Origin of the sequence: Plantibacter sp. Leaf314 (assembly GCF_001423185.1) — a bacterium.
Taxonomy (GTDB): domain Bacteria; phylum Actinomycetota; class Actinomycetes; order Actinomycetales; family Microbacteriaceae; genus Plantibacter.
Genome location: NZ_LMOB01000001.1, coordinates 325,066 through 347,223 on the forward strand (window position 1 = coordinate 325,066; position 22,158 = coordinate 347,223).

Genomic DNA, 22,158 nt, shown 5'->3' on the forward strand with positions numbered 1-22,158 from the left:
GCTCGCGGTCGTCAGCGCCATCCGTATCGCACACGCAAGGCCGCGGCGACCCGGGTGAAGCGGTCGCGAGGGACCTGCGCCGCCTCTCGCCGCATCCCGTCGGGGTGGACGTGGAACACCCGGTCGAGGTTCGCCCAGCTCGGGCGGCCGGCACTGTCCCAAGCACCTGAGCCGAGCGGGACGAAGTCGCCCTCCTGCGAGTGGTCCTTGCTCGTCAACTGCACCGCGAGCACCCGGCCGCCGGTGGACCGGGCCACGATGAGGACCGGGCGGTCCTTGCCGCGCCCGTCGCGCTCCTCGTACGGGACCCAGGTCCAGACGATCTCCCCCGGGTCGGGATCTCCGTCGACGACCGGTGCGTACTCGAGCGACACGCCGCGGACAGCCCGCGGATCCACTTCGACCGTCGCGGTCGGACCGGTCCGTCCCGGCGTGGCGGTCGTGGTCGGGGTGGAGGCGTGCGTCGTGGTCGGGGCGGACGAGCGGCGAGCCGTGCGAGCGGCGCTCGAGGCGGCGCTCGTCGACGGGCCGAGGAGGGCACCCGCCACCCGGCGGAGGATCGAGACGAAGGTTGGCACGCCGTCACCCTACCGTCCGCCACCTGACCGTCGGTCCTCGCCCACGGCATGCAACGCGGAGTGGGCGCCGTCCGGCTGGACGACGCCCACTCCGTGGTGCACTGCAGTACGCGTCAGTCGACGAGGGCGTACCCCTCCTCGCCGTGCACGGAGGTGTCGACGCCGGCGATCTCGTCCTCGTTCTTGACGCGGAAGCCGATCGTCTTCTCGATCGCGAAGCCGATGATGAAGGCCACGACGAAGGAGTAGACGAGGACGGCGAAGGCGGCGATGGCCTGGACCGCGAGCTGCTCGACACCGCCGCCGACGAAGAGGCCGGTCCCGGTGGCGAAGAGACCGAGGTAGAGCGTCCCGATGAGGCCGCCGACGAGGTGGATGCCGACGACGTCGAGCGAGTCGTCGAAGCCGAGCTTGAACTTCAGCTCGACGGCGATGGCGCAGACGGCGCCGGCCACGATGCCGAGCAGCAGCGCCCAACCCGGAGTCAGGTTCGCGCACGCCGGGGTGATGGCGACGAGGCCCGCGACGGCGCCGGACGCGGCGCCCACCGAGGTCGCCTTGCCGTCCTTGACCTTCTCGACGACGATCCAACCGATGATGGCGGCCGCGGTCGCCCCGACGGTGTTGACGACGATGAGTCCGACGTTCGCGAGCTCGTTCAGCCACTCCGCACCGGCGTTGAAGCCGAACCAGCCGAACCACAGGATGGCCGCACCGAGGAGGGTGAGCGGCACGTTGTGCGGCTTCGTGATGCCCTTCTGGAAGCCGATGCGCTTGCCGAGGACCAGCGCGAGGGCGAGGGCGGCGGCTCCGGCGTTGATGTGTACCGCGGTTCCGCCCGCGTAGTCGATGACGCCGATGCCGGCGTCCTCGCCGAACAGCGTCGCGCCGAGGTTCATGATCCAGCCGCCGCCCCAGACCCAGGCGGCGATCGGGAAGTAGGCGATGGTCGCGAAGAGACCGGCGAAGATCATCCAGGAGCCGAACTTCGCACGGTCGGCGATGGCGCCGGAGATCAGCGCGATCGTGATGATGGCGAAGGTGGCACCGTAGGTCGCTCCCACCAGGTCGGTGTTCGCCGTCTCGCCGCTCGCGAGTGCGGTCATCCCGAAGTCGGAGAACGGGTTGCCCGCGAACTCGAGCGGGCTGCCGACGGCCGACATGTTGAAGCCGTAGAGGATCCACAGCACGCTGATGAGGCCCAGTGCGCCGAAACTCATCATCATCATGCTGACGACGCTCTTCGCCTTCACGAGGCCGCCGTAGAAGAATGCGACGCCGGGGGTCATGAACAGCACCAGAGCGGTTGCCGTGACTCCCCAGGCGATACTGCCTGTATCCATTGGATCTTCCTCACACATCGTGGTCTTGCAACGGGTGACCGAGATGGTGAGGACCGGCTGAGCCAGGTCTCGCCGTCCGACTCGGTACAGCGACCAGTCTGGGGAATGGAGGTTTCGGCGCGACGGTCAGCGTGTTTCCGATGTGTTACGCGAGTGCCGCCCAGGTAAACAGCGTGTTTCGTGACCCGGTGGGACCGGTCAGTCCATCGAGGTGAGGGCGATCATGCGCGACATCGCCCGCAGGTACTTCTTGCGGTAGCCACCGTTCAGCATGTCGCCGCCGAAGACCTCGTCCAGGGCGGTCCCGGTCGTGACCATGGGGATCTGGGCGTCGTACACGCGGTCGATGAAAGCGACGAGGCGCAGCGCCTGGCCCTGGTCGGTGAGGACGTGCACCTCGCGGAGTGCGATGACGTCGACCCCCTCGAGCAGTCCGATGAACCGGGAGGGGTGCACGGCCGCGAGATGGGTGATGAGCTCGTCGAAGCTGTCGACGGTGACGTGGCGGCCGGCGGCTGCGGCGTCGGCGACGCGTTCGTCGAACCGCTCGTCGGAACTCACGACGGCGTGTCCCTCGATGCTGCGGCGACGGTAGTCGGTCCCGTCGATGCGCAGGGTCTCGAAGTTGGCGCTGATGGCCTGGATCTCGCGGAGGAAGTCGGCTGCGGCGAAGCGGCCTTCGCCGAGGGCGTTCGGCGGCGTGTTGGAGGTCGCCGCGATCCGGGTGCCGGTCGACACGAGTTCGCCGAGCAGTCGGGTCATCACCATGGTGTCGCCCGGGTCGTCGAGCTCGAACTCGTCGATGCAGATGAGCGTGGCACCGCTGAGCTCGGCGACCGTCGCCGCGTACCCGAGCGCGCCGACGAGCGCGGTGTACTCGATAAAGGTGCCGAAGTACTTCTTCCGCCCGGGGGCGTCGTGCCAGAGCGCGGCGAGCAGGTGGGTCTTGCCGACGCCGAAGCCGCCGTCGAGGTAGACGCCGGGTTTGGCCTTCGGTTCCTTGGACTTCCGTCGGCCGAAGAAGCCGCCTCCGCCGCCGGCCTGCGGGGCGAAGAAGCCACGCAACTGCTCGACGGCGGCCGCCTGGCCCGGGAAGTCGGGATCCGGACGGTACGAGTCGAAGCTCGCCTCATGGAACTGTCGCGGCGGCGTCAGGCTGGCGACGATCTCGGCTCCGCTGACCGCCGGATTGCGGTCCGTGAGGCTGCGGTTCCCGGTCGGGACGGAGGACATGGTCACGGCAAACCTCTGGCTCTGAGTCTGGTGCAGGGTTACGGCGTCTGACGGATCGGTGCGGGGCGACGGCCCGGACGGCGTACTGTCGAAGGGACAGGCTTCCAGCCTAGATGCACGACACCCGAGCCCCATCGCAGCCAGCTGCACGACCGGAGGTACCCATGACCGTCGACGCCGATTCGACCTCGACCAAGTTCGCCGCCTACGCCCACCCCGAGCGCCTCGTCACGGCGGATTGGCTGGAAGCGCACCTGGGCGAACCGGGGCTCGTCGTCGTCGAGTCCGACGAGGACGTGTTGCTGTACGAGGCCGGTCACATCCCGGGTGCGGTGAAGATCGACTGGCACACGGACCTCAACGACCCCGTCGAGCGCGACTACATCGACGGGGCCGCCTTCGCGGACCTGCTCGGCTCCCGAGGGATCTCCCGCGACGACACGATCGTCGTCTACGGCGACAAGAACAACTGGTGGGCCGCGTACGCGCTCTGGGTGTTCAGCCTCTTCGGACACGAGGACGTCCGCCTGCTCGACGGCGGGCGCGACAAGTGGATCGCGGACGGCCGGGCGATCACCCGCGACGTCGCCGACCGCGAGGCGACCACGTACCCCGTCGTGGAGCGCGACGACTCGAAGCTCCGCGCCTACAAGGACGACGTGCTCGCGCACCTCGGGAAGCCGCTCATCGACGTGCGCTCCCCCGAGGAGTACAGCGGCGAGCGGACGACCGCTCCCGCCTACCCCGAGGAGGGTGCGCTGCGCGCCGGGCACATCCCCAGCGCCCAGAGTGTCCCGTGGGGCAAGGCCGTGGCCGAGGACGGCACGTTCCGGCCGGCCGAGGAACTCGACGCGATCTACCGGGACGGAGCCGGTCTGGCCGAGGGCGACGAGGTGATCGCCTACTGCCGCATCGGCGAGCGGTCGAGCCACACCTGGTTCGTGCTGCAGCACCTCCTGGGCTTCGACGACGTCCGCAACTACGACGGCTCGTGGACGGAGTGGGGCAGCGCCGTCCGGGTGCCGATCACGCAGGGCTCCGAGCCCGGCGAGGTGCCGACGCGCTGAGTGCTCGTCCACTGACCGCGCGTTCCCTGACCGCCCTCCGAGACCCGTCCGCGGCTCGGAGGGCGGTTCCGCGTCCGGTGGCTGCGATACTGGAGGAACCATGACCGATGCCCTCCTCGCCCCGAACCTCGCCGAGATCCGCGACGAATTCCTCGCCGTCGAGGAACGATCCCGGCTCCAACTGCTGCTCGAGTTCAGCGACGAGTTGCCGCCGCTGCCCGAGCGCTACCGCGACCACCCGGACCTCATGGAACGCGTGCTCGAGTGTCAGGCGCCCGTGTTCTTCTTCATCGAGGTCGACGAGGACGGGATCGTGCACCTGTTCGCCACGGCACCGGAGGAGGCACCGACGACACGCGGGTTCGCGAGCATCCTGGTCCAGGGGCTCGAGGGCTTGACGGTCGACGAGGTGCTCGCCGTCCCGGACGACTTCCCGCAGATGATCGGGCTGTCGCGCGCGGTCTCCCCGCTTCGACTGCGAGGGATGTCGGCCCTCCTCGGTCGCGCCAAGCGTCGCCTCCGCGAGTTCGCCTGAGCCACCGCCGCCGTCGCTCGTCCGTTGAGGCGGCGGGCGGTCGCCGGAACTCGCGCGAACGCCCGTTCAGTGGCCGGGTGGGAGCGGCACGATCTCGTCGAGCCAGTCCGAGACCGCCGCGGTCCAGCGCTCCGGGTCGTAGTTCCAGAGCTTCGTGTGTCTGGCGACGGTGAAGGGGACGAAGGTCACGATGTCCGGGCGGGCGAGCGCGAGGGCCCTCGACGGTCCGGCGGGGACGTATCCGTCGTCGTCGCTGTGCATCAGGAGGATGGGTAGCGCGAGGTCGGCGGCGTTGGCGACGTAGTCGAGCCTGGCGAGGTCGATGCTCGTCGCCTGCCCGGTGAGGAGTCTCCCCCACCGACGGCTGATGGCGAGCAGCGCGACGCGCCCCACCACGCTCGGGATACGGTTCTCCCGTGCCTGGTGCTGCAGGACGTCCACCCAGTCGATGACCGGCGAGTCGAGCGCGACGGCACGGATCAACTCGGGGTGCGTCGTCCGGCGTGAGGCCTGCAGCACGATGGCGCCGCCCATGGACCACCCCATGAGGACCACGTCCGCGGCACCCTGCTCGCGCACCCAGCCGATCGCCGCGTCGACGTCCCGCCACTCCTCGTCGCCGAGGGCGTACCGGAAGTCGAGTGCCGGCGGTGCGTCCCCGTCGTTCCGGTAGGAGACGAGCAGGCAGGAGTACCCGGCGTTCCGGAAGCTGGGCACGGCCCGCAGGGCTTCGGACCGGGTCGTGCCCCGACCGTGTACGAGGACGGCCCAGCGCGTCGACGGGCCCTCCTCCGGATGGATCGCCCACGCCGGGGCGGGACCGAGCGGTGTCGGCACGAGCACGTCCTCCGCGGCGAGTCCGAGCTCATCGGGCCGCCGGAAGAACCAGCCGCTGAACTCGGCCTCCTGACCGACCCGGAGCGCGTCCACGTCTCCGCCGAGCAGCGTGCGGACGACGGTGTGCGGGCGCATCTCGACGATGTCCCCCAGTTGCACGTAGGCGGCCCGCCGGGTGACCCAGCTGCCGTACCGGCCGGGGACCACGGTGTCCGGGGTCGCGACCAGTTCGAGCGTCCCCGCCGCTCGATCGAGCGCGAGGATGCGCGCCTCGCTCGGTCGGTCGCGGGCCGGCACCACGACCTTCCGTGCGATGGTCGCCACGATCGCGAGTCCCAGGGCGCCGACAGCGGCCGTCGCCCCACCCGCGATGAGGACCGCATCGGTGGCCGGTGAACGTCGTCGACGGACCTCGCTGATCGTCGATCCAAGACCGCCCGCCAACGACCCGGGTCCGCGTCTCCGCCCGGCGTGCCTCTGCCCATTCATCGGGATGTAACTCTAGTCTTCAGTCGTGGTAGAGAGTCCGACGACGGCAAAGGTTCCCGAAGAGTTCGCCCGAGCGGTGGACGCTGTTCGCGCGGCTGCCGTCCGACCCGATCTGCGGGTCACGGAGATCCCCGCGCCGAGCAACCTCGCGCCCTTCGCGATCGCCCTCGCTGCGGATGTGTCGCCGAGTCGACACGACGCGGACTCGGACCTCGGCACGGGACGCTTCGTGCTCCTCTACGACCCCGAGGGCTCGGAGGCCTGGGGTGGCCGGTTCCGCGTGGTCTGCTTCGCGCAGGCGCCGCTGGAGACCGAGATCGGCCTCGACCCGTTCCTCGCCGACGTCGCATGGTCCTGGCTCGTCGACGCGCTGGACACCCGAGGTGCCGCCTATCAGGCCGCCTCCGGAACGGCGACGAAGATCATCTCGAGCGGCTTCGGTGAACTGGCTCGCCAGGGCGACGGCGCACAGATCGAGCTCCGGGCCTCGTGGACGCCGCTCGAGAGCGACGTCGCGGCGCACGTGGAAGGATGGGGAGAGCTGCTGTGCATGCTCGCCGGCTTGCCTCCGACCACCGAAGGGGTGTCCCTGTTGTCCGTCAAACGAGCTCACCGTGAGTGACGCGGCCCCCGAACCAGCACCGCTGCTCGACCCACCCGCACCCACCGGACCACGGATCGTCACCGACACCCGCGAGGCCTACCTCGCCTCGCTCGAGGTCCTGGCAGCCGGGAACGGCCCGTTCGCACTCGACGCCGAGCGTGCGTCCGGGTACCGCTACTCCCAGCGCGCCTATCTCATCCAGGTCTACCGCCGCGGCGCCGGTGTGTTCCTCTACGACCCGCCGGCGATCGGCTCCATGGCCGAACTCGGCGAGCTGATCCAGGGCGAGCGGTCGATCCTCCACGCCGCGAGCCAAGACCTCGCCTGCCTCCGCGAGGTGGGTGTCGATCCGAGTGAACTCTTCGACACCGAACTCGGTGCGCGGCTGCTCGGCCTGCCGCGGGTCGGGCTCGGAGCCGTGGTCGAGGAGCTGCTGGGTATCCACCTGGCCAAGGAGCACTCCGCGGCCGACTGGTCGACCCGTCCTCTGCCGGCCGCCTGGCTCGAATACGCGGCGCTCGACGTCGAACTCCTCGTGGACGCGGCGGAGGAACTGGCCGCCCGCATCGAGGAGGCCGGCAAGAGCGACATCGCCCGGCAGGAGTTCGAGGCGACCCTCGCGCGCGAGGCCAAAGCGCCCCGAGCCGAACCGTGGCGTCGGCTCTCCGGACTCCATGCCGTCCGCGGGCAGCGGAACCTCGCGGTCGCCCGAGAGCTGTGGCTCGCCCGCGACGCCCTCGCGCAGCGCCGCGACACCGCGCCGGGTCGCCTCATCCCCGATGCGTCGATCACCGCGGCAGCCAAGGCGAACCCGGCGTCGAAACGCGACCTCGCGGCACTCTCCGACTTCCGCGGCCGTGCGAGCCGCACGGAGCTCGACCTCTGGTGGAGTGCGATCCACACGGGCCAGACCACCGAGGACCTGCCGGGAGCCCGCCCGAGCTCCGACACGCTCCCTCCCCCGCGCAGCTGGACCGACAAGAACCCCGAGGCGCACGCCAGGTACACCGCGGCACGGACGCGCATCCTCGCGACGGCGGAGTTCCTGACGATGCCCGTCGAGAACCTGCTCACCCCAGAGACGCTGCGCCGCCTGGCGTGGTCGCCGCCCGAGCCGCTCACCGTCGAGGCGGTCGCGGCAGCCCTCTCCGAGCACGATGCGCGGCCCTGGCAGATCGACGCGACCGCTCGCGCGATCACCGACGCCTTTGTGGAGTCGGCCCAATCCCTCGAGGAGCCTGACCCGGACGCTTCGTAGGAAGCGTTGCACCAGGACGCCGGCACGCGTCCGCCGCCTAGGATCGGGGCGTACCCGAGAATGAGGAGGCAACGTGGCCGAACAAGCCGACGTCGTATTCGTTGATGGAGTCCGGACACCGTTCGGACGAGCCGGCGAGAAGGGCATGTACTGGAACACCAGGGCCGACGATCTGATCGTCAAGGCGATCATCGGATTGCTCGAACGTCACCCTGGTCTGCCACTCGACCGGATCGACGAGGTGGCCATCGCCGCCACGACCCAGCAGGGTGACCAGGGACTCACGCTCGGCCGGACCGCTGCGCTGCTCGCGGGCCTGCCGAAGTCCGTCCCCGGCTTCGCGATCGACCGCATGTGCGCTGGGGCGATGACCTCGGTCACCACCCTGGGCAGCGGCATCGCGTTCGGTGCCTACGACCTGGTCCTCGCCGGCGGTGTCGAGCACATGGGTCGCCACCCGATGGGGCTCGACGCCGACCCGAACCCCCGCTTCCTCGCCGAGCGCCTCGTGAGCGAGGACGCACTGAACATGGGTAAGACGGCGGAACGCATCCACGACCGGTTCCCGCACCTGACGAAGGAACGCTCCGACCGCTTCGGCATGCGGAGCCAGCAGAAGGTCGCGGCGGCCTATGAAGCGGGACGCCTCCAGCCTGACCTCATCCCGGTCGCCCTCCGGAGCGACAGCGGTTGGGGACTCGCCACGAGCGACGAGGGGCTGCGGCCAGAGACCACCATGGAGGGTCTCGCTGGACTGAAGACGCCGTTCCGGCCCCACGGCCGCGTGACGGCCGGCAACGCCTCGCCGTTGACCGACGGGGCGACCGTGAGCATGCTCGCGAGCGCCGACACGGCCAAGGAGCTGGGACTCACGTCGAAGATGCGGCTCGTCAGCTTCGCCTTCGCCGGTGTCGAACCGGAGATCATGGGCATCGGCCCCGTCCCGTCCACCGAGAAGGCCCTGCGCAAGGCGGGGCTCTCCATCGACGACATCGGTCTGTTCGAACTGAACGAGGCGTTCGCCGTCCAGGTGCTCTCCTTCCTCGACCACTTCGGTATCGACGACGAAGACCCGCGCGTGAACCCGTGGGGTGGCGCGATCGCCGTCGGGCACCCGCTCGCGGCATCCGGCGTCCGGCTCATGATCCAGCTCGCCGCGCAGTTCGCCGAGCACCCCGAGGTCCGCTACGGACTCACCGCCATGTGCGTCGGCCTCGGCCAGGGTGGCACCGTGATTTGGGAGAACCCGCACTTCACCGGCAAGAAGGGACGCAAGTAGATGACCGACTACACGACCATCGACTTCTCGGAACTCGTCGCGATCAGCGGCGACGACGAGGTCGTCACCCGCTCGTACGTCAAGGACGTCACGATGGCGAGCGGGCGCACGATCGCGCTCATCACCCTCGACAACGGACGCGACCACACCCGGCCGAACACCCTCGGCCCGGTGACCCTGCTCGAACTCGACGGGGTCATCGAGACGCAGCGGACCCGTGCCGCATCCGGTGAGATCGACGGACTCGCCATCACGGGCAAGCCGTTCATCCTGGCGGCGGGCGCCGACCTGAGCAAGGTCGGCGACATCCCGTCCCGTGCGGTGGCCACGAAGCTCGCGCAGCTCGGCCACCATGTCTTCGGCAAGCTCGAGGACCTCGGCGTACCGACCTTCGTCTTCATCAACGGGCTCGCGCTCGGTGGCGGACTCGAGATCGGCCTCAACGCGAACTATCGCACCGTCGACGCCTCGGCGCCCGCGATCGCGCTCCCCGAGGTGTTCCTCGGACTCATCCCGGGCTGGGGCGGTGCCTACCTGCTCCCGAACCTGATCGGCATCGAGAACGCACTCAACGTCGTCATCTCGAACCCGCTCAAGAACAACCGGATGCTCAAGGCGCAGGACGCGCTCGCCTACGGCATCGCCGACGTCATGTTCCCCGCCGCCACCTTCCTCGAGGACTCGTTGCGCTGGGCCGACGGGGTGCTCGGTGGCACGGTGACCGTGCAGCGCAAGAACGTGCCGGGCAAGGTCGAGCGGACGATCAAGTGGCCGCTCGCCATCAGCACCGCCCGCAAGATGCTCGAGAGCAAGATCGGCACCGTCGCGAAGTCGCCCTACGCGGCCCTCGACCTGCTCGAGGCCGCCCGCAGCGGCACGAAGGCACAGGGGTTCGAGCGAGAGGACCGGGCGCTGTCCGAGCTCATCGTCGGCGACCAGTTCCAGGCGAGCATGTATGCGTTCGACCTCGTGCAGAAGCGCGCCAAGCGGCCCGCGGGTGCGCCGGACAAGCAGCTCGCTCGGCGGGTCACGAAGGTCGGCATCATCGGTGCCGGGCTCATGGCCAGTCAGTTCGCGTTGCTGTTCCTCCGGCGGCTGCAGGTCCCGGTCGTCATCACCGACCTCGATCAGGGGCACGTGGACGCCGGCGTCACCCGGATCCACGGCGAGATCGACACCCTCCGCGAGAAGGGTCGCATCTCCCCCGACGAGTCGAACCGCCTGAAGGCGCTCCTGTCCGGCACCACGGACAAGGCCGACTTCGCGGACTGCGACTGGGTCATCGAGGCCGTCTTCGAAGAGGTCGGGGTGAAGCAGAGCGTCTTCGCCGAGGTCGAGCAGTACGTCTCGGAGCAGACCGTCCTCGCGACGAACACCTCGTCACTCTCCGTCGAGGAGATCGGCGCCAAGCTCGCCCACCCGGAGCGGCTCGTCGGCTTCCACTTCTTCAACCCGGTGGCCGTCATGCCGCTGCTGGAGGTCGTGAAGACGCCGCAGACCGACGATGAGACGCTCGCGACGGCCTTCGCCACCGCGGCGAAGCTCAAGAAGAGTGCGATCCTCACGGCAGACGCACCCGGCTTCATCGTGAACCGGCTCCTCGCGAAGGTGATGGGCGAAGCGGCGCACGCGCTCGACGCCGGCACCCCGGTGCTGACCGTCGAACGCGCCTTCGCACCCATCGGCCTCCCCATGACGCCGTTCCAGCTCATCGACCTGGTCGGCTGGAAGGTCGCGGCACACGTGCAGGACACCATGGTCGGCAAGTTCCCGGATCGCTTCTTCGCCTCCGAGAACCTGCACCGACTGGCCGCGCTGGACTCGGTCGTCGAGAAGGACAAGGGCGGCAAGGTGACGGGCTTCACGAAGCAGGCGCAGAAGGCGCTCGTCACGGGCGACGCGCCGCTCTCGGAAGCCGAGATCCTGCGCCGGGTCGAGGACGGTCTCGCGTCGGAGATCAAGCTCATGTTGGACGAGGGTGTGGTCGCCGCGGCGCAGGACATCGACCTCGGTCTCATCCTGGGGGCCGGCTGGCCGTTCCAGGACGGTGGGGCGACGCCGTACCTCGACCGTGTGGGCGCCAGTGAGCGTGCTTTCGGCGACACGTTCCACCACCCGCCCATCCGCGGGGTGCAGGCGTAGTCTGCGCGGTCTCACGAGGGGGGTGTCCTCCACCATCGGTGGACGGCACCCCGCTCTCGTGGTTGAGCCTCGAGCGACGCCGGCCCTCAGCGACTGACGGAGCTCAGCGGTTGACGGTGCTCATGTCCGGATACCGGTCACCGGCAGGGAGACGGAGTGCGTCGAGTCGAGCGAGCGCGTCGGCCGACAGGGAGAGCTCGTCGGCGCCGAGGTTCTCCTCGAGGTACGGGATCCGCTTCGTGCCGGGGATCGGCGCGATGTCGTCACCCTGGGCCAGCAACCAGGCGAGCGCCACCTGGGCCGGTGTCGCATCGAGCGACGCGGCGATCCGGTCGACCTCTTCCACGATCGCGATGTTCGCAGCGAGGTTGTCCCCCGTGAAGCGCGGGTTGGCGCGACGGAAGTCGGTTTCGTCGAGCACGTCGAGCGATCGGATCGTGCCGGTGAGGAACCCACGACCGAGCGGCGAGTACGGGACGAAGCCGATGCCCAACGCACGGACGGTCGGCAGGATCTCCGCCTCGGGGTCGCGACTCCAGAGCGAGTACTCCGTCTGCAGAGCCGTGATCGGGTGCACGGCGTGTGCACGCCGGATCGTGTCCGGAGCCGCCTCCGACAGACCGATGTACCGGATCTTGCCCTCGGTGACGAGCTCCGAGAGTGCACCCACCGTCTCCTCGATGGGCACGCCCGGATCCACGCGGTGGAGGTAGTAGAGGTCCACGACGTCGGTGCCGAGCCGGCGCAGCGATCCCTCGATCGACAGGCGCACGTTCGCGGCGCTGCCATCGGCGCCGAACTGTCCGTCACCGGAATTGCGGATCATGCCGAACTTGGTCGCGAGGGTCACCTCGTCCCGGCGTGAGCCGAGTGCAGCTCCGAGCAGTTCCTCGTTGAGGTAGGGGCCGTACATCTCCGCGGTGTCGAAGAAGGTCACGCCGAGGTCCAAGGCACGGTGGATCGTCGCGGTCGAAGCCGCGTCGTCGAGGGCGGCACCGGTGTAGAACGCGGACATCCCCATGCAGCCGAGGCCGATCCGGGCGATGTCTGGTCCCGCTGTGCCGAGTGTGATGTGCTTCATCGTGTTGCCACCTGTTCTGTGTAGAGTTCGATCTTGCGATCGATGACCTCCAGCGACTGCTGCATCTCCTCGAGGCGGGCCAGGAACGAGATCCGATGCCGCAGCAGCAGCTCGAGCCTCGCCTCGGCGGTGTCGTCACCGCGCTGAGCCAACTCCGTGTACTCGCGGAGCGTCGCGATCGGCATGCCCGTCGATCGGAGCCTCGTCAGGAACACGACCCAGGACACGTCGCCCTCGCTGTAGCGGCGGTGCGTCGATGAGCTGCGGCCGATCGGACGTGGCATGAGCCCTGCGCGCTCGTAGTACCGGAGCGTGTGGACGCTCAGTCCGGTTCGTTCAGCGACGTCGGAGATGGCGTAGCCCTCGTGGAGAGTGGTCATGTCCACACGATACGACTTCGAGTGCACTCGAAGTCAAGCGCGCCACAGCCCGCGGTCAGGCGCCGTGCGGCCTCGTCGTGCTCCGCTCCGAAGACGTGTCCTGCTCGACGCGGTCGTCAGGCAGTGGGCGGGCGACGGGGATCCGACTGCCGAGGACCTGTGCCACGACGTCGCGGGCGATCTGCTGCGCCGTGAGGCCCGCATCCTCGAGGATCTGCTCGCGGGACGCGTGGTCGATGAACTCGTCCGGCACGCCCAGTTCGTCGACGGCCGTGTCGACACCGGCCTCGCGGAGGGTCTGCCTGATGCGGGTGCCGATGCCTCCGACGCGGATACCGTCCTCGATGGTGATCACGAGCCGATGTGCCGCGGCGAGCTCGACGAGCGATTCGGCGACGGGGACCACCCAGCGAGGGTCGACGACGGTCGCACCGATGCCCTGCTGGGCGAGCCGGTCCGCCACGTCGATCGCGATGGGCGCCATCGGGCCGACGGCGACGATGAGGACGTCCGGCTGCTCGGTCGTCCGGAGGACGTCGACACCGTCGTGGAGACGCTCGACGGCCGGGAGCTCGGCGGGGGCGCTGCCCTTCGGGAACCGGATGACGGTCGGGGCGTCGTCGATCGAGACGGCCTCACGCAGTTCCTCGCGCAGCCGCTCACCATCACGCGGTGCCGCGATCCGGATACCCGGGACGACCTGCAGGATCGCGAGGTCCCAGATGCCGTGGTGGCTCGGTCCGTCGGGGCCGGTCACGCCGGCGCGGTCGAGGACGATCGTGACCCCCGCGCGGTGCAGCGCGACGTCCATGAGCAGTTGGTCGAAGGCGCGGTTCACGAACGTCGCGTACACGGCCACCACCGGGTGCAGTCCACCGAAGGCGAGCCCGGCCGCTGAAGTGAAGGCGTGCTGCTCGGCGATGCCGACGTCGTGCACCCGCTCGGGGAAGCGTTCGGCGAAGGCGTGGAGCCCGACCGGTCGCAGCATGGCGGCCGTGATGGCCACGACGCGGTCGTCGGCCTCGGCCACCGCGAGCATCTCCTCGCTGAACACGGCCGTCCAGGACGGTCGGGACGCTGCCCCGACCGGTTCCCCGGTCTCGGGATCGATCACGCCGACGGCATGGAACTGATCCGCGTCGTCGTCCCGTGCCGGCTGGAACCCGCGACCCTTCTCGGTGATCGCGTGGACGATCACCGGTGCGCCGTAGTGCTTCGCCTGGGTCAGTGCCTCCTCCATCGCGTGGATGTCGTGTCCGTCGACCGGCCCGATGTACTTGATGTCGAGGTTGGAGTAGAGCGCCTCGTTGTTCGTGAGCCGGGACAGGAACCCGTGGGCGCCTCCGCGGACACCCCGGTAGATGGCGCGACCGGGTGCACCGAGCAGGTTGAACGCACGCTGGCTGCGCTCACGCAGGTCGCGGTACGTCCGCCGGGTGCGGACGCCGCTCAGGAAGCGTGCCATGCCACCGATCGTCGGCGCGTAGGAGCGCCCGTTGTCGTTCACGATGATGACCAGCCGACGCGTGTTGTCGTCGCTGATGTTGTTGAGCGCCTCCCACGTCATCCCACCGGTGAGGGCTCCATCGCCGACGACGGCGACGACGTGTCGTTCGTCCTGCCCGGTCATCTGGAAGGCGCGGGAGATGCCGTCAGCCCAGCTGAGGGAACTCGACGCGTGGGAACTCTCGACGATGTCGTGCTCGGACTCGGAACGCTGCGGGTAGCCGGCGAGGCCACCACGGGTCCGGAGACCGGAGAACTCCTGGCGGCCGGTCAGGAGTTTGTGCACGTACGACTGGTGACCGGTGTCGAACACCATCGGGTCCGTCGGGGAGTCGAACACCCGGTGCATCGCGATCGTGAGTTCGACGACACCGAGGTTCGGCCCGAGGTGCCCGCCGGTCTTGGAGACGTTGGCGATGAGGAAGGCACGGATGTCTCCGGCGAGTTCGACGAGTTCCGCCTCCGTGAGGCGGTCGAGGTCCCGTGGGCCGTTCACCTGATCGAGCACTGTCACGCTGTCGTCCCTCCACCGTGGGCCTCCCGATCGCTCGGAGCCCTTCTTTCGAGTGTACGCGTCGTGGACGGGGTGGGCGGCGAACGCCGCAGGCCGGCCCCGACGGTTGCTGTCGGGACCGGCCTGGTGGTAGAACCTCGGCGTCAGACGAGGCTGCGGAGCACGTACTGCAGGATGCCGCCGTTGCGGTAGTAGTCTGCCTCGCCCGGGGTGTCGATGCGGACGACCGCGTCGAACTCGACGGTCTCCTTGCCGGGAGCCGAGTGCTCGCTCGGAGCAGCCGTCACGCGGACCGTCTTCGGCGTGGTGCCGTTGTTGAGCTCCTCGAGGCCGGCGATCGAGACGACCTCCGTGCCGTCGAGACCGAGGGACGACCAGCTCTCACCGGCCGGGAACTGCAGGGGCACGACACCCATGCCGATGAGGTTCGAGCGGTGGATGCGCTCGAAGCTCTCGGTGATGACCGCCTTGACGCCGAGGAGGCTCGTGCCCTTCGCCGCCCAGTCGCGGGAGGAACCGGAGCCGTACTCCTTGCCACCGAAGATGACGAGGGGCGTGCCCTCGGCCTGGTAGTTCTGCGACGCGTCGTAGATGAAGGACTGCGGTGCATCGGCCTGCGTGAAGTCGCGGGTGTACCCACCCTCCACGCCGTCGAGCAGCTGGTTCTTCAGGCGGATGTTCGCGAACGTGCCGCGGATCATGACCTCGTGGTTGCCGCGGCGCGAGCCGTAGGAGTTGTAGTCCTTGCGTCCGACGCCGTGCTCGTCGAGGTACCGACCTGCGGGCGAGTCGGCCTTGATGTTGCCGGCCGGGCTGATGTGGTCGGTCGTGACCGAGTCGCCGAGCTTCGCGAGGACGCGGGCGCCGACGATGTCGGAGACGGGGGTCGTCTCCATGGTCATGCCGTCGAAGTACGGGGGCTTCCGGACGTACGTCGACTGCTCGTCCCACTCGAAGGTCGAGCCCTCGGGGGTCTGGAGCGAACGCCAGCGCTCATCACCGTCGAAGACACCGCTGTACTCGTGGTCGAACATCTCCTTGTTGATGGAGGAGTCGATCGTGTCCTGGACCTCGGCCGCGTCGGGCCAGATGTCCTTCAGGAAGATGTCGTTGCCGTCGGCGTCGACACCCAGGGCGTCGACCTCGAAGTCGAAGTTCATCGATCCGGCGAGGGCGTAGGCGATGACGAGCGGCGGGCTCGCCAGGTAGTTCATCTTCACGTCGGGGTTGATGCGCCCCTCGAAGTTGCGGTTACCCGAGAGCACCGCGGTGACGGCGAGGTCGTTGTCCTGGACGGCGGTCGAGATCTCGTCGAGCAGTGGACCGGAGTTGCCGATGCAGGTCGTGCAGCCGTAGCCGACGGTGTAGAAGCCGAGGTCCTCGAGGTACTCGGTGAGGCCTGCCTTCGCGTAGTAGTCGGTGACGACCTTGGAGCCCGGGGCGAGCGTGGTCTTGACCCACGGCTTCGCCTTCAGGCCCTTCTTGCTGGCGTTGCGGGCCAGGAGGCCGGCGGCCAGCATGACCGACGGGTTCGAGGTGTTCGTGCACGAGGTGATCGCCGCGATGGCGACGGCCCCGTGGTCGAGGGTGAAGTCGACCCCGTTCTCCTCGAGCCTGACCGACGTCGGCTTGGACAGCGACTTCGGCGCGTGGCTGCGGTGGGTGTGGTGGTGCTGGTTGTCCTCGTCCTGCGGCGTCGTGCCGGCGGGGTCGGACGCGGGGAACGAGTCGGCGCCGACGAGGTCGACGATGTCGTGCTCGACGGAGGCGTAGTCCACCAGGTCGCGCTCGAACTGCGACTTCGCGTCGCTCAGCTCGATGCGGTCCTGCGGGCGCTTCGGGCCGGCGATCGAGGGGACGACCGTCGCGAGATCGAGCTCGAGGTACTCGCTGAAGGCGGGCTCGACGTCGGCATCGTGCCAGAGCTTCTGGGTCTTGGCGTAGGCCTCGACCAGGGCGATCTGCTCCTCGCTGCGACCGGTGAGGCGCAGGTAGTCGAGCGTGACGTCGTCGATCGGGAACATGGCGGCGGTCGAACCGAACTCGGGGCTCATGTTGCCGATGGTGGCGCGGTTGGCCAGCGGGACCTCGGCGACGCCGGCACCGTAGAACTCGACGAACTTGCCGACGACGCCGTGCTTCCGGAGCATCTGCGTGATCGTCAGCACGACGTCGGTCGCCGTGACACCGGTCGGGATCGAGCCGTTGAGCTTGAAGCCGACGACCTTCGGGATGAGCATGGAGACCGGCTGACCGAGCATCGCGGCCTCGGCCTCGATGCCGCCGACGCCCCAGCCGAGCACGCCGAGGCCGTTGACCATGGTGGTGTGGGAGTCGGTTCCGACACAGGTGTCGGGGTAAGCGCGCAGGACGCCGCCGACCTCGCGGGTCATGGTGACGCGCGCCAGGTACTCGATGTTCACCTGATGCACGATGCCGGTTCCCGGCGGGACGACCTTGAAGTCGTCGAACGCGGTCTGGCCCCAACGGAGGAACTGGTACCGCTCGCCGTTGCGCTCGTACTCGAGCTCGACGTTGCGCTCGAGCGCGTTCTCGCTGCCGAAGAGGTCGGCGATGACGGAGTGGTCGATGACCATCTCGGCCGGAGCGAGGGGGTTGATCTTGTCCGCAGAGCCACCGAGGGCCTCGACGGCCTCTCGCATGGTGGCGAGGTCGACGATGCACGGGACGCCGGTGAAGTCCTGCATCACGACGCGGGCCGGCGTGAACTGGATCTCGGTGTCGGGCTCGGCGGTCGGGACCCATTCGCCGATGGCGCGGATGTGCGCGTCGGTGATGTTGGCGCCGTCCTCGGTCCGCAGCAGGTTCTCGAGGAGCACCTTCAAGCTGAACGGCAGCTTCTCGTGGCCCTCCACCGTGTCGATGCGATAGATCTCGTAGTCGGTCGTCCCGACAGTCAGGGTGTCTTTCGCCCCGAAGCTGTTCACGGTGGACATAACGTCTTCTCCTTCATTGGCGGCGGCGAGTACTCACGTGCGTTGCGACCAATCTTGCTTCGGCCGGGGTCTCCGGGGCTAGCAAGGCTTGCCTAACTACAGGGTCGGAGTCGTCGTGTCATCTCGGCACCGCGCATATATCTTGATGTCGAGACAATTCTAGCACCGCGCCGTCAGGATCCCGGACAGCACGAGAGCCCGGTGCCGAACGCACGACGGCGTCGGTCCGGGCTCTCGGTCGTGGTCATGCGACGGTGGACGCCGGCGCTTTCGGGAACACGGCCCGCACGACGAGCCAGCTGAGCACGAGCAGCGGAGCGTAGAGCGGGATCCCCATCAGGAGGCGGAGGGTTCCGAGCAGTTCGACGTTCCCGCTGAAGTACAGCGGGAGCTGGACGAGGAGACGGGCGGCGAACATCGCCACCCACACGAGCGTGAGCCAGCGCATGGCGCGGCGCTGTCCTGGGTGGGTGCGCCAGCTGGTGCCACTCCCCATGAGATACCCGGCGACGAGTCCGACGGCCGGCCATCCGACGAGCACGGAGACGAGCAGGGCCACCGCGTACGCCCCGTTCGTCCAGAATCCGAGCACGTAGAAGTCTTCGGCGCGTCCGGAGAGCAGCGCGAGGGCGGCGGAGAGCGCGATCCCGAGCAGTCCACCGACAGCCTGGGTCACCGGCTGGCGCTGTACGAGTCTCGCGATGGCGAACAGGACGCCGAGGGCGACGGGAGCCACGATCGACGGCACGAGGTCGAAGGTGAGGGTGTAGACGATGAGGAAGACGAGTCCGGGCAGGATCGCCTCGGCGATGCCCCGGATGCCGCCCATGGCCGCGAGGAGGGCCTTCCCCGTAGGGGCGTCACCCTCCGCCATGGCTCCGAGGCCCGACTTGCGGGCTGCCGCACCGAACGCGGCGCTCATCGACGGACCCGCCTGCGGGCGACCGCCATCGGCCACCGGATCGGCGCCCTCGGCCGAGGCCGCGGCGTGCCGCTCGGGGTCGTGCGGCCCGGTTCCTGCTGCTCCCGACATGCTCTAGGCGCTCGTGGCCGTCGGCATGCGCAGCGGGATGAGGTCGCGCGGCGGCATCGGCGAGTTTCCCCGGACGACGACGAGGCTGCGGAAGAGGTCGTCGACGAGCGCTGCGGCGTCCGGCTTGGAGGCACCCTCGCCGGCGACCACGCCACGGAGGAACCAGCGCGGGCCGTCGACCCCGATGAACCGTGCGAGGTGGGTGGCTTCGGCACCGGCGGCTCCGCCGGTCGGGACCTCGGCGACGAGTTCCGGGCCGAACTCCCCTTCGCGCTCGGTGACCGTCCCACCCTGCTGCGCGATCTGCTCGGCGATCTGGGCGCGGGTCTCGTTCCACAGTCCGGTGGACCGCGGGGCGGCGAAGGGCTGGACCTGCAGGGTCGAACCGGCGTAGTCGAGGCCGACGGCGACGACACGCTTGGTGGCCTCCTCGACCTCGAGACGGAGGTTCAGACCCTCGCGCGGCAACACCTTGACGCCGCCGAGGTCGATGTACGGACGGACCGGGTTGGCCTCGCTCTCGTCGAACGGGCCGGCGCTGTCGCGGTCCTCCGGCGCGGACTTCGCGTCGTCGGGCAGCTCGGCGTCGACGTCGAGGTCGGGAAGGTCTTCGAGTTCGCTCATGCGAGGGTTCCTGTCTGCGCGGCACCGTGGGTGCTGGTGGATGAGTCGGCGGGTGCGTGTGCGAGGGCGCCGCGGCCCGTCGAGCCGAACCCACCCGTTCCGCGTGCGCTCCCCGGCAGGCGGTCCACCGGGATGAAGTTGGCACGGGCCACCGGCATCACGATGAGCTGGGCGATCCGGTCGCCGGGCTCGATCGTGAACGCGGCGTCGCGGTCCGTGTTGAGGAGGGTGACCTTGACCTCGCCCCGGTAGCCGGCGTCGACGGTGCCCGGCGCGTTGACGACCGTGATGCCGTGCTTGGCTGCGAGGCCGCTCCGGGGGACGACGAAGGCGGCGAACCCGTCGGGCAGGGCGATGGACACCCCGGTTCCGACGAGGGCACGCTCCCCCGGTCGGAGGACGACGTGTTCGGCGGAGACGAGATCGGCTCCCGCATCGCCCGGGTGTGCGTAGCCGGGCAGATCCGGCGCGATAATGAGTACGTCAACGCTTTCGGTCACGAATCGAGGGTAGTGCAGTTCTCTGAGACAAGGCAGACATGCAGCCGTACCGTGAAACCCTCTGGCCCAGTCCCTGGGTCATCATCGCCCTCGCCCTCGTGGTGCCGGCGACCATGCTCGTCCTCGCACCGGTGTCGCTTCCGGCCGGGGTCATCGGGGCGGTGGTCCTCTACGGCGGGTGTCTCGCCTTCGCCTTCGGGTCGGCGCCGAGGATCGAGGTCTCCGGTACGACCCTGTCGGTCGGCAAGGCGTCCATCCCGCTCGCGCAGGTGGGTGAGGTCGTCGTGTACACCGGAGCGGAGGCGACCGCACAGCTCCGCACCAAGCTGGACGCCAGGGCGTGGCTGATGATCCGCGGGTGGGTCCACAGCCTCGTCAAGGTGGAGATCACCGACCCGGCCGACCCGACGCCGTACTGGTTGTTGTCGTCCCGGCGGCCGCAGCTGCTCGCCGACGCGATCGCCGCCGCGCGCTCGACCGTCTGAACCCGACCGAACCGCACCCGGCGGGAGCGGGAACGACGGAACCCCTCCGGATCGAGATCCGGAGGGGTTCCGTCTACCGCTGATGCGGTGGTGTCGTCAGGCTGCGCACTCCGCGCAGATCGGGCCGAACTTGCCCTCGTGGTCCAGCTGCGAGCGGTGCTTCACGAGGAAGCACTCCATGCAGGTGAACTCGTCCGCCTGAGGCGGGAGCACGACGACGTCGAGGTCGAGGTCGGAGAGATCGGATCCGCCCAGGTTGTAATCGCCCGGGTTGTCGGCGTCTTCGGAGTCGACGACTCCCGACAGCTTGTCTGGAACGCGCTCCTTCAGGGCCTCGATCGACTCGGAATCGTCGTCGGTCTTGCGGGGAGCGTCGTAATCAGTTGCCATGCCTATCCACTTCTCGATGCCGTCGGATACAAAATCGGCGGGCACAGTTTGCATCAGTTCCGCGTGAATAGCAAACCGTGTTCAGGAGGGGGTGCGGAACCTTCCCGTGCAACTGACGGCACGCCCGGTGTATTCCCCGGATCACCCGGTGATCCGTGAGAACGTGGGTCAATCACGTGGCGCGCTGAGAGGCATTCATCATGCAGGAATTGAAGGTAGTCGGGGCGGAGCTCGGAGCTCTGATCGTTGCTGATCGGAACGAGGAGGAGTACCGCCTCATCGTCGACGACGCATTCCACGTCAACCTCCGGCGGGCGAAACCGGCCGGGGCCCCCATCGGCGGCGCCACCAAGATCAGCCCGCGCGAAGTGCAGGCGCACATCCGCAGCGGTCTGTCCGCCGAGGACGTCGCCGCGGTCACGGGAGCGTCCCTGGAGTACGTCCAGCGGTTCGAGGGTCCGGTGATGGCGGAACGCGAACACATCGTCGGCACCGCCCTCGGGGTCGCCGTGCTCCCGACGACGGACACCACCGCCGACGACATCGAGGCGACGTTCGGGAACGTCATCCGGGCCCGGCTCGAGAAGCTCGGAGCCACCGACGAACGTTGGACCAGCTGGAAGGAACCGGAGGGTGGTTGGATCGTCAAGCTCTCCTTCACGGCTGAACAGGTCGACCACGACGCGCGTTGGGCGTTCGAGCCGAAGAAGCTCGCGCTCACCCCCATCGGCAGTGAAGCCACCACGCTCTCCCGGCAGGGCGACCTCCCAGCCGCGCTGATCCCACGCCTGCGTGCGGTCGACACCGACGACTCCCCCGACACCTCCCGCTTCGACAGCGGAGCGTTCTCCCTCGACCGGGCGTCCACGGAACCGCCCGCCGAGGTGACGCGAGCGGCGGAGACCCGTCCGATCGATCCGCTGCCGTTCGCGGCCGACACCGGCTTCGGCCGCGCGCCCTCCTCGAAGGCGGCGACCCAGGCGGCCATCAACCGTGAGGCCTCCAGCCCCGATCAGCACAACCAGACCGCGGACCTCCTCGAGGCGCTCCGGAAGCGTCGAGGTGAGCGGGAGTCCGCGCCCAGCGAACCCGAACCCGCCGAACGGCCGTCGACGCCGCATGCCGTGCCGGACCAGCAGACGCCCCTGGCGGTGTTCGACACCGGTGAGTTCGAGGCGGCGCAGCAGCGACGCTCGGGCGACACCGATCCCCATGGGGACGGTGCTACACCGGCCGGTGCGAAGGCACGACGCGGACGCGCGTCGATGCCGTCCTGGGACGAGATCGTGTTCGGTGCGAAGTCCGACGACGACCCCGTCTGAT

20 protein-coding genes are annotated in these 22,158 nt (G+C 69.0%); 8 read left to right on the top strand and 12 right to left on the bottom strand.

Translation table 11 applies throughout. The annotated features are described in order from the left end of the window. Nucleotides 1–11 precede the first annotated feature (11 nt). From ASF68_RS01545 to zapE, 3 genes are all read right to left on the bottom strand, one after another. Nucleotides 12–578 carry a type II toxin-antitoxin system PemK/MazF family toxin gene (locus ASF68_RS01545; protein WP_056005885.1) on the bottom strand — a complete coding sequence of 189 codons (567 nt, stop codon included), beginning with the start codon at nt 576–578 and terminating at the stop codon, nt 12–14. A 113-nt stretch (nt 579–691) separates the two neighbouring features. After that, a complete protein-coding gene (locus tag ASF68_RS01550) occupies nt 692–1,921 on the bottom strand; it encodes an ammonium transporter (RefSeq protein WP_056005889.1) in 1,230 nt (409 codons plus the stop codon). Between the two features lie 198 nt (nt 1,922–2,119). Then, nucleotides 2,120–3,154 carry a cell division protein ZapE gene (gene zapE, locus ASF68_RS01555; protein ID WP_056005892.1) on the bottom strand — a complete coding sequence of 345 codons (1,035 nt, stop codon included), beginning with the start codon at nt 3,152–3,154 and terminating at the stop codon, nt 2,120–2,122. A 164-nt stretch (nt 3,155–3,318) separates the two neighbouring features. On the opposite strand from zapE, the gene ASF68_RS01560 reads away from it, so the two are divergent. Continuing rightward, nucleotides 3,319–4,221: a sulfurtransferase gene (locus ASF68_RS01560; RefSeq protein ID WP_056005895.1), complete on the top strand. Its 903-nt coding sequence runs from the start codon at nt 3,319–3,321 to the stop codon at nt 4,219–4,221. Between the two features lie 100 nt (nt 4,222–4,321). After that, the gene (locus tag ASF68_RS01565) at nt 4,322–4,756 is read left to right on the top strand and encodes a SufE family protein (protein WP_056005898.1); all 435 of its coding nucleotides are present in this window, start codon (nt 4,322–4,324) and stop codon (nt 4,754–4,756) included. Nucleotides 4,757–4,822: 66 nt separating this feature from the next. Here the strand turns inward: ASF68_RS01565 and ASF68_RS01570 are convergent, their stop codons facing one another. Further along, nucleotides 4,823–6,082, bottom strand: a complete 1,260-nt coding sequence (locus tag ASF68_RS01570; protein ID WP_082498434.1) for a S9 family peptidase — start codon at nt 6,080–6,082, stop codon at nt 4,823–4,825. Nucleotides 6,083–6,107: 25 nt separating this feature from the next. Between ASF68_RS01570 and ASF68_RS01575 the strand changes: the two genes are divergently transcribed. The 4 genes from ASF68_RS01575 to ASF68_RS01590 all read left to right on the top strand — a co-directional run bounded on the left by ASF68_RS01575 (nt 6,108) and on the right by ASF68_RS01590 (nt 11,365). Then, nucleotides 6,108–6,704 (top strand): DUF3000 domain-containing protein, encoded by a 597-nt coding sequence (locus ASF68_RS01575; protein WP_056005904.1) that lies wholly within the window; start codon nt 6,108–6,110, stop codon nt 6,702–6,704. 55 nt (nt 6,705–6,759) lie between these two features. After that, nucleotides 6,760–7,944 (top strand): HRDC domain-containing protein, encoded by a 1,185-nt coding sequence (locus tag ASF68_RS01580; protein ID WP_157580377.1) that lies wholly within the window; start codon nt 6,760–6,762, stop codon nt 7,942–7,944. A gap of 73 nt (nt 7,945–8,017) precedes the next feature. Continuing rightward, nucleotides 8,018–9,223: a thiolase family protein gene (locus ASF68_RS01585; RefSeq protein ID WP_056005907.1), complete on the top strand. Its 1,206-nt coding sequence runs from the start codon at nt 8,018–8,020 to the stop codon at nt 9,221–9,223. After that, complete coding sequence (locus ASF68_RS01590; RefSeq protein ID WP_056005910.1) at nt 9,224–11,365, top strand: 3-hydroxyacyl-CoA dehydrogenase NAD-binding domain-containing protein; 2,142 nt, start codon at nt 9,224–9,226, stop codon at nt 11,363–11,365. A gap of 103 nt (nt 11,366–11,468) precedes the next feature. Here the strand turns inward: ASF68_RS01590 and ASF68_RS01595 are convergent, their stop codons facing one another. The 7 genes from ASF68_RS01595 to dut form a co-directional block, all read right to left on the bottom strand. Then, the gene (locus ASF68_RS01595) at nt 11,469–12,446 is read right to left on the bottom strand and encodes an aldo/keto reductase (RefSeq protein ID WP_056005913.1); all 978 of its coding nucleotides are present in this window, start codon (nt 12,444–12,446) and stop codon (nt 11,469–11,471) included. Further along, nucleotides 12,443–12,826 (bottom strand): MerR family transcriptional regulator, encoded by a 384-nt coding sequence (locus ASF68_RS01600; RefSeq protein ID WP_056011194.1) that lies wholly within the window; start codon nt 12,824–12,826, stop codon nt 12,443–12,445. Before ASF68_RS01600 ends, ASF68_RS01595 begins: the two co-directional genes overlap by 4 nt. 55 nt (nt 12,827–12,881) lie before the next feature. Continuing rightward, nucleotides 12,882–14,846, bottom strand: a complete 1,965-nt coding sequence (gene dxs, locus ASF68_RS01605) for a 1-deoxy-D-xylulose-5-phosphate synthase (RefSeq protein ID WP_056005915.1) — start codon at nt 14,844–14,846, stop codon at nt 12,882–12,884. A gap of 143 nt (nt 14,847–14,989) precedes the next feature. Then, complete coding sequence (gene acnA, locus ASF68_RS01610; RefSeq protein WP_056005919.1) at nt 14,990–17,803, bottom strand: aconitate hydratase AcnA; 2,814 nt, start codon at nt 17,801–17,803, stop codon at nt 14,990–14,992. 244 nt (nt 17,804–18,047) lie between these two features. Next, nucleotides 18,048–18,836: a DUF3159 domain-containing protein gene (locus tag ASF68_RS01615; protein WP_056005922.1), complete on the bottom strand. Its 789-nt coding sequence runs from the start codon at nt 18,834–18,836 to the stop codon at nt 18,048–18,050. A gap of 3 nt (nt 18,837–18,839) precedes the next feature. Then, nucleotides 18,840–19,460, bottom strand: a complete 621-nt coding sequence (locus ASF68_RS01620; protein WP_056005926.1) for a DUF3710 domain-containing protein — start codon at nt 19,458–19,460, stop codon at nt 18,840–18,842. After that, nucleotides 19,457–19,960, bottom strand: coding sequence for a dUTP diphosphatase (gene dut, locus ASF68_RS01625; RefSeq protein ID WP_056005929.1), 504 nt, complete (start codon nt 19,958–19,960; stop codon nt 19,457–19,459). The genes ASF68_RS01620 and dut overlap by 4 nt, the downstream gene beginning before the upstream one ends. A gap of 38 nt (nt 19,961–19,998) precedes the next feature. Here dut and ASF68_RS01630 point away from each other — a divergent pair, with 38 nt between their 5' ends. After that, entirely contained in the window at nt 19,999–20,445 is a 447-nt protein-coding gene (locus tag ASF68_RS01630; protein ID WP_056005932.1) for a DUF3093 domain-containing protein, read from the top strand. 96 nt (nt 20,446–20,541) lie between these two features. Here the strand turns inward: ASF68_RS01630 and ASF68_RS01635 are convergent, their stop codons facing one another. After that, on the bottom strand, nt 20,542–20,835 hold the full coding sequence (locus ASF68_RS01635; protein WP_056005937.1) for a DUF4193 domain-containing protein: 294 nt from the start codon (nt 20,833–20,835) through the stop codon (nt 20,542–20,544). 200 nt (nt 20,836–21,035) lie between these two features. Between ASF68_RS01635 and sepH the strand changes: the two genes are divergently transcribed. Beyond that, nucleotides 21,036–22,157: a septation protein SepH gene (gene sepH, locus ASF68_RS01640; protein ID WP_056005941.1), complete on the top strand. Its 1,122-nt coding sequence runs from the start codon at nt 21,036–21,038 to the stop codon at nt 22,155–22,157. The last annotated feature ends 1 nt before the right edge of the window (nt 22,158 follow it).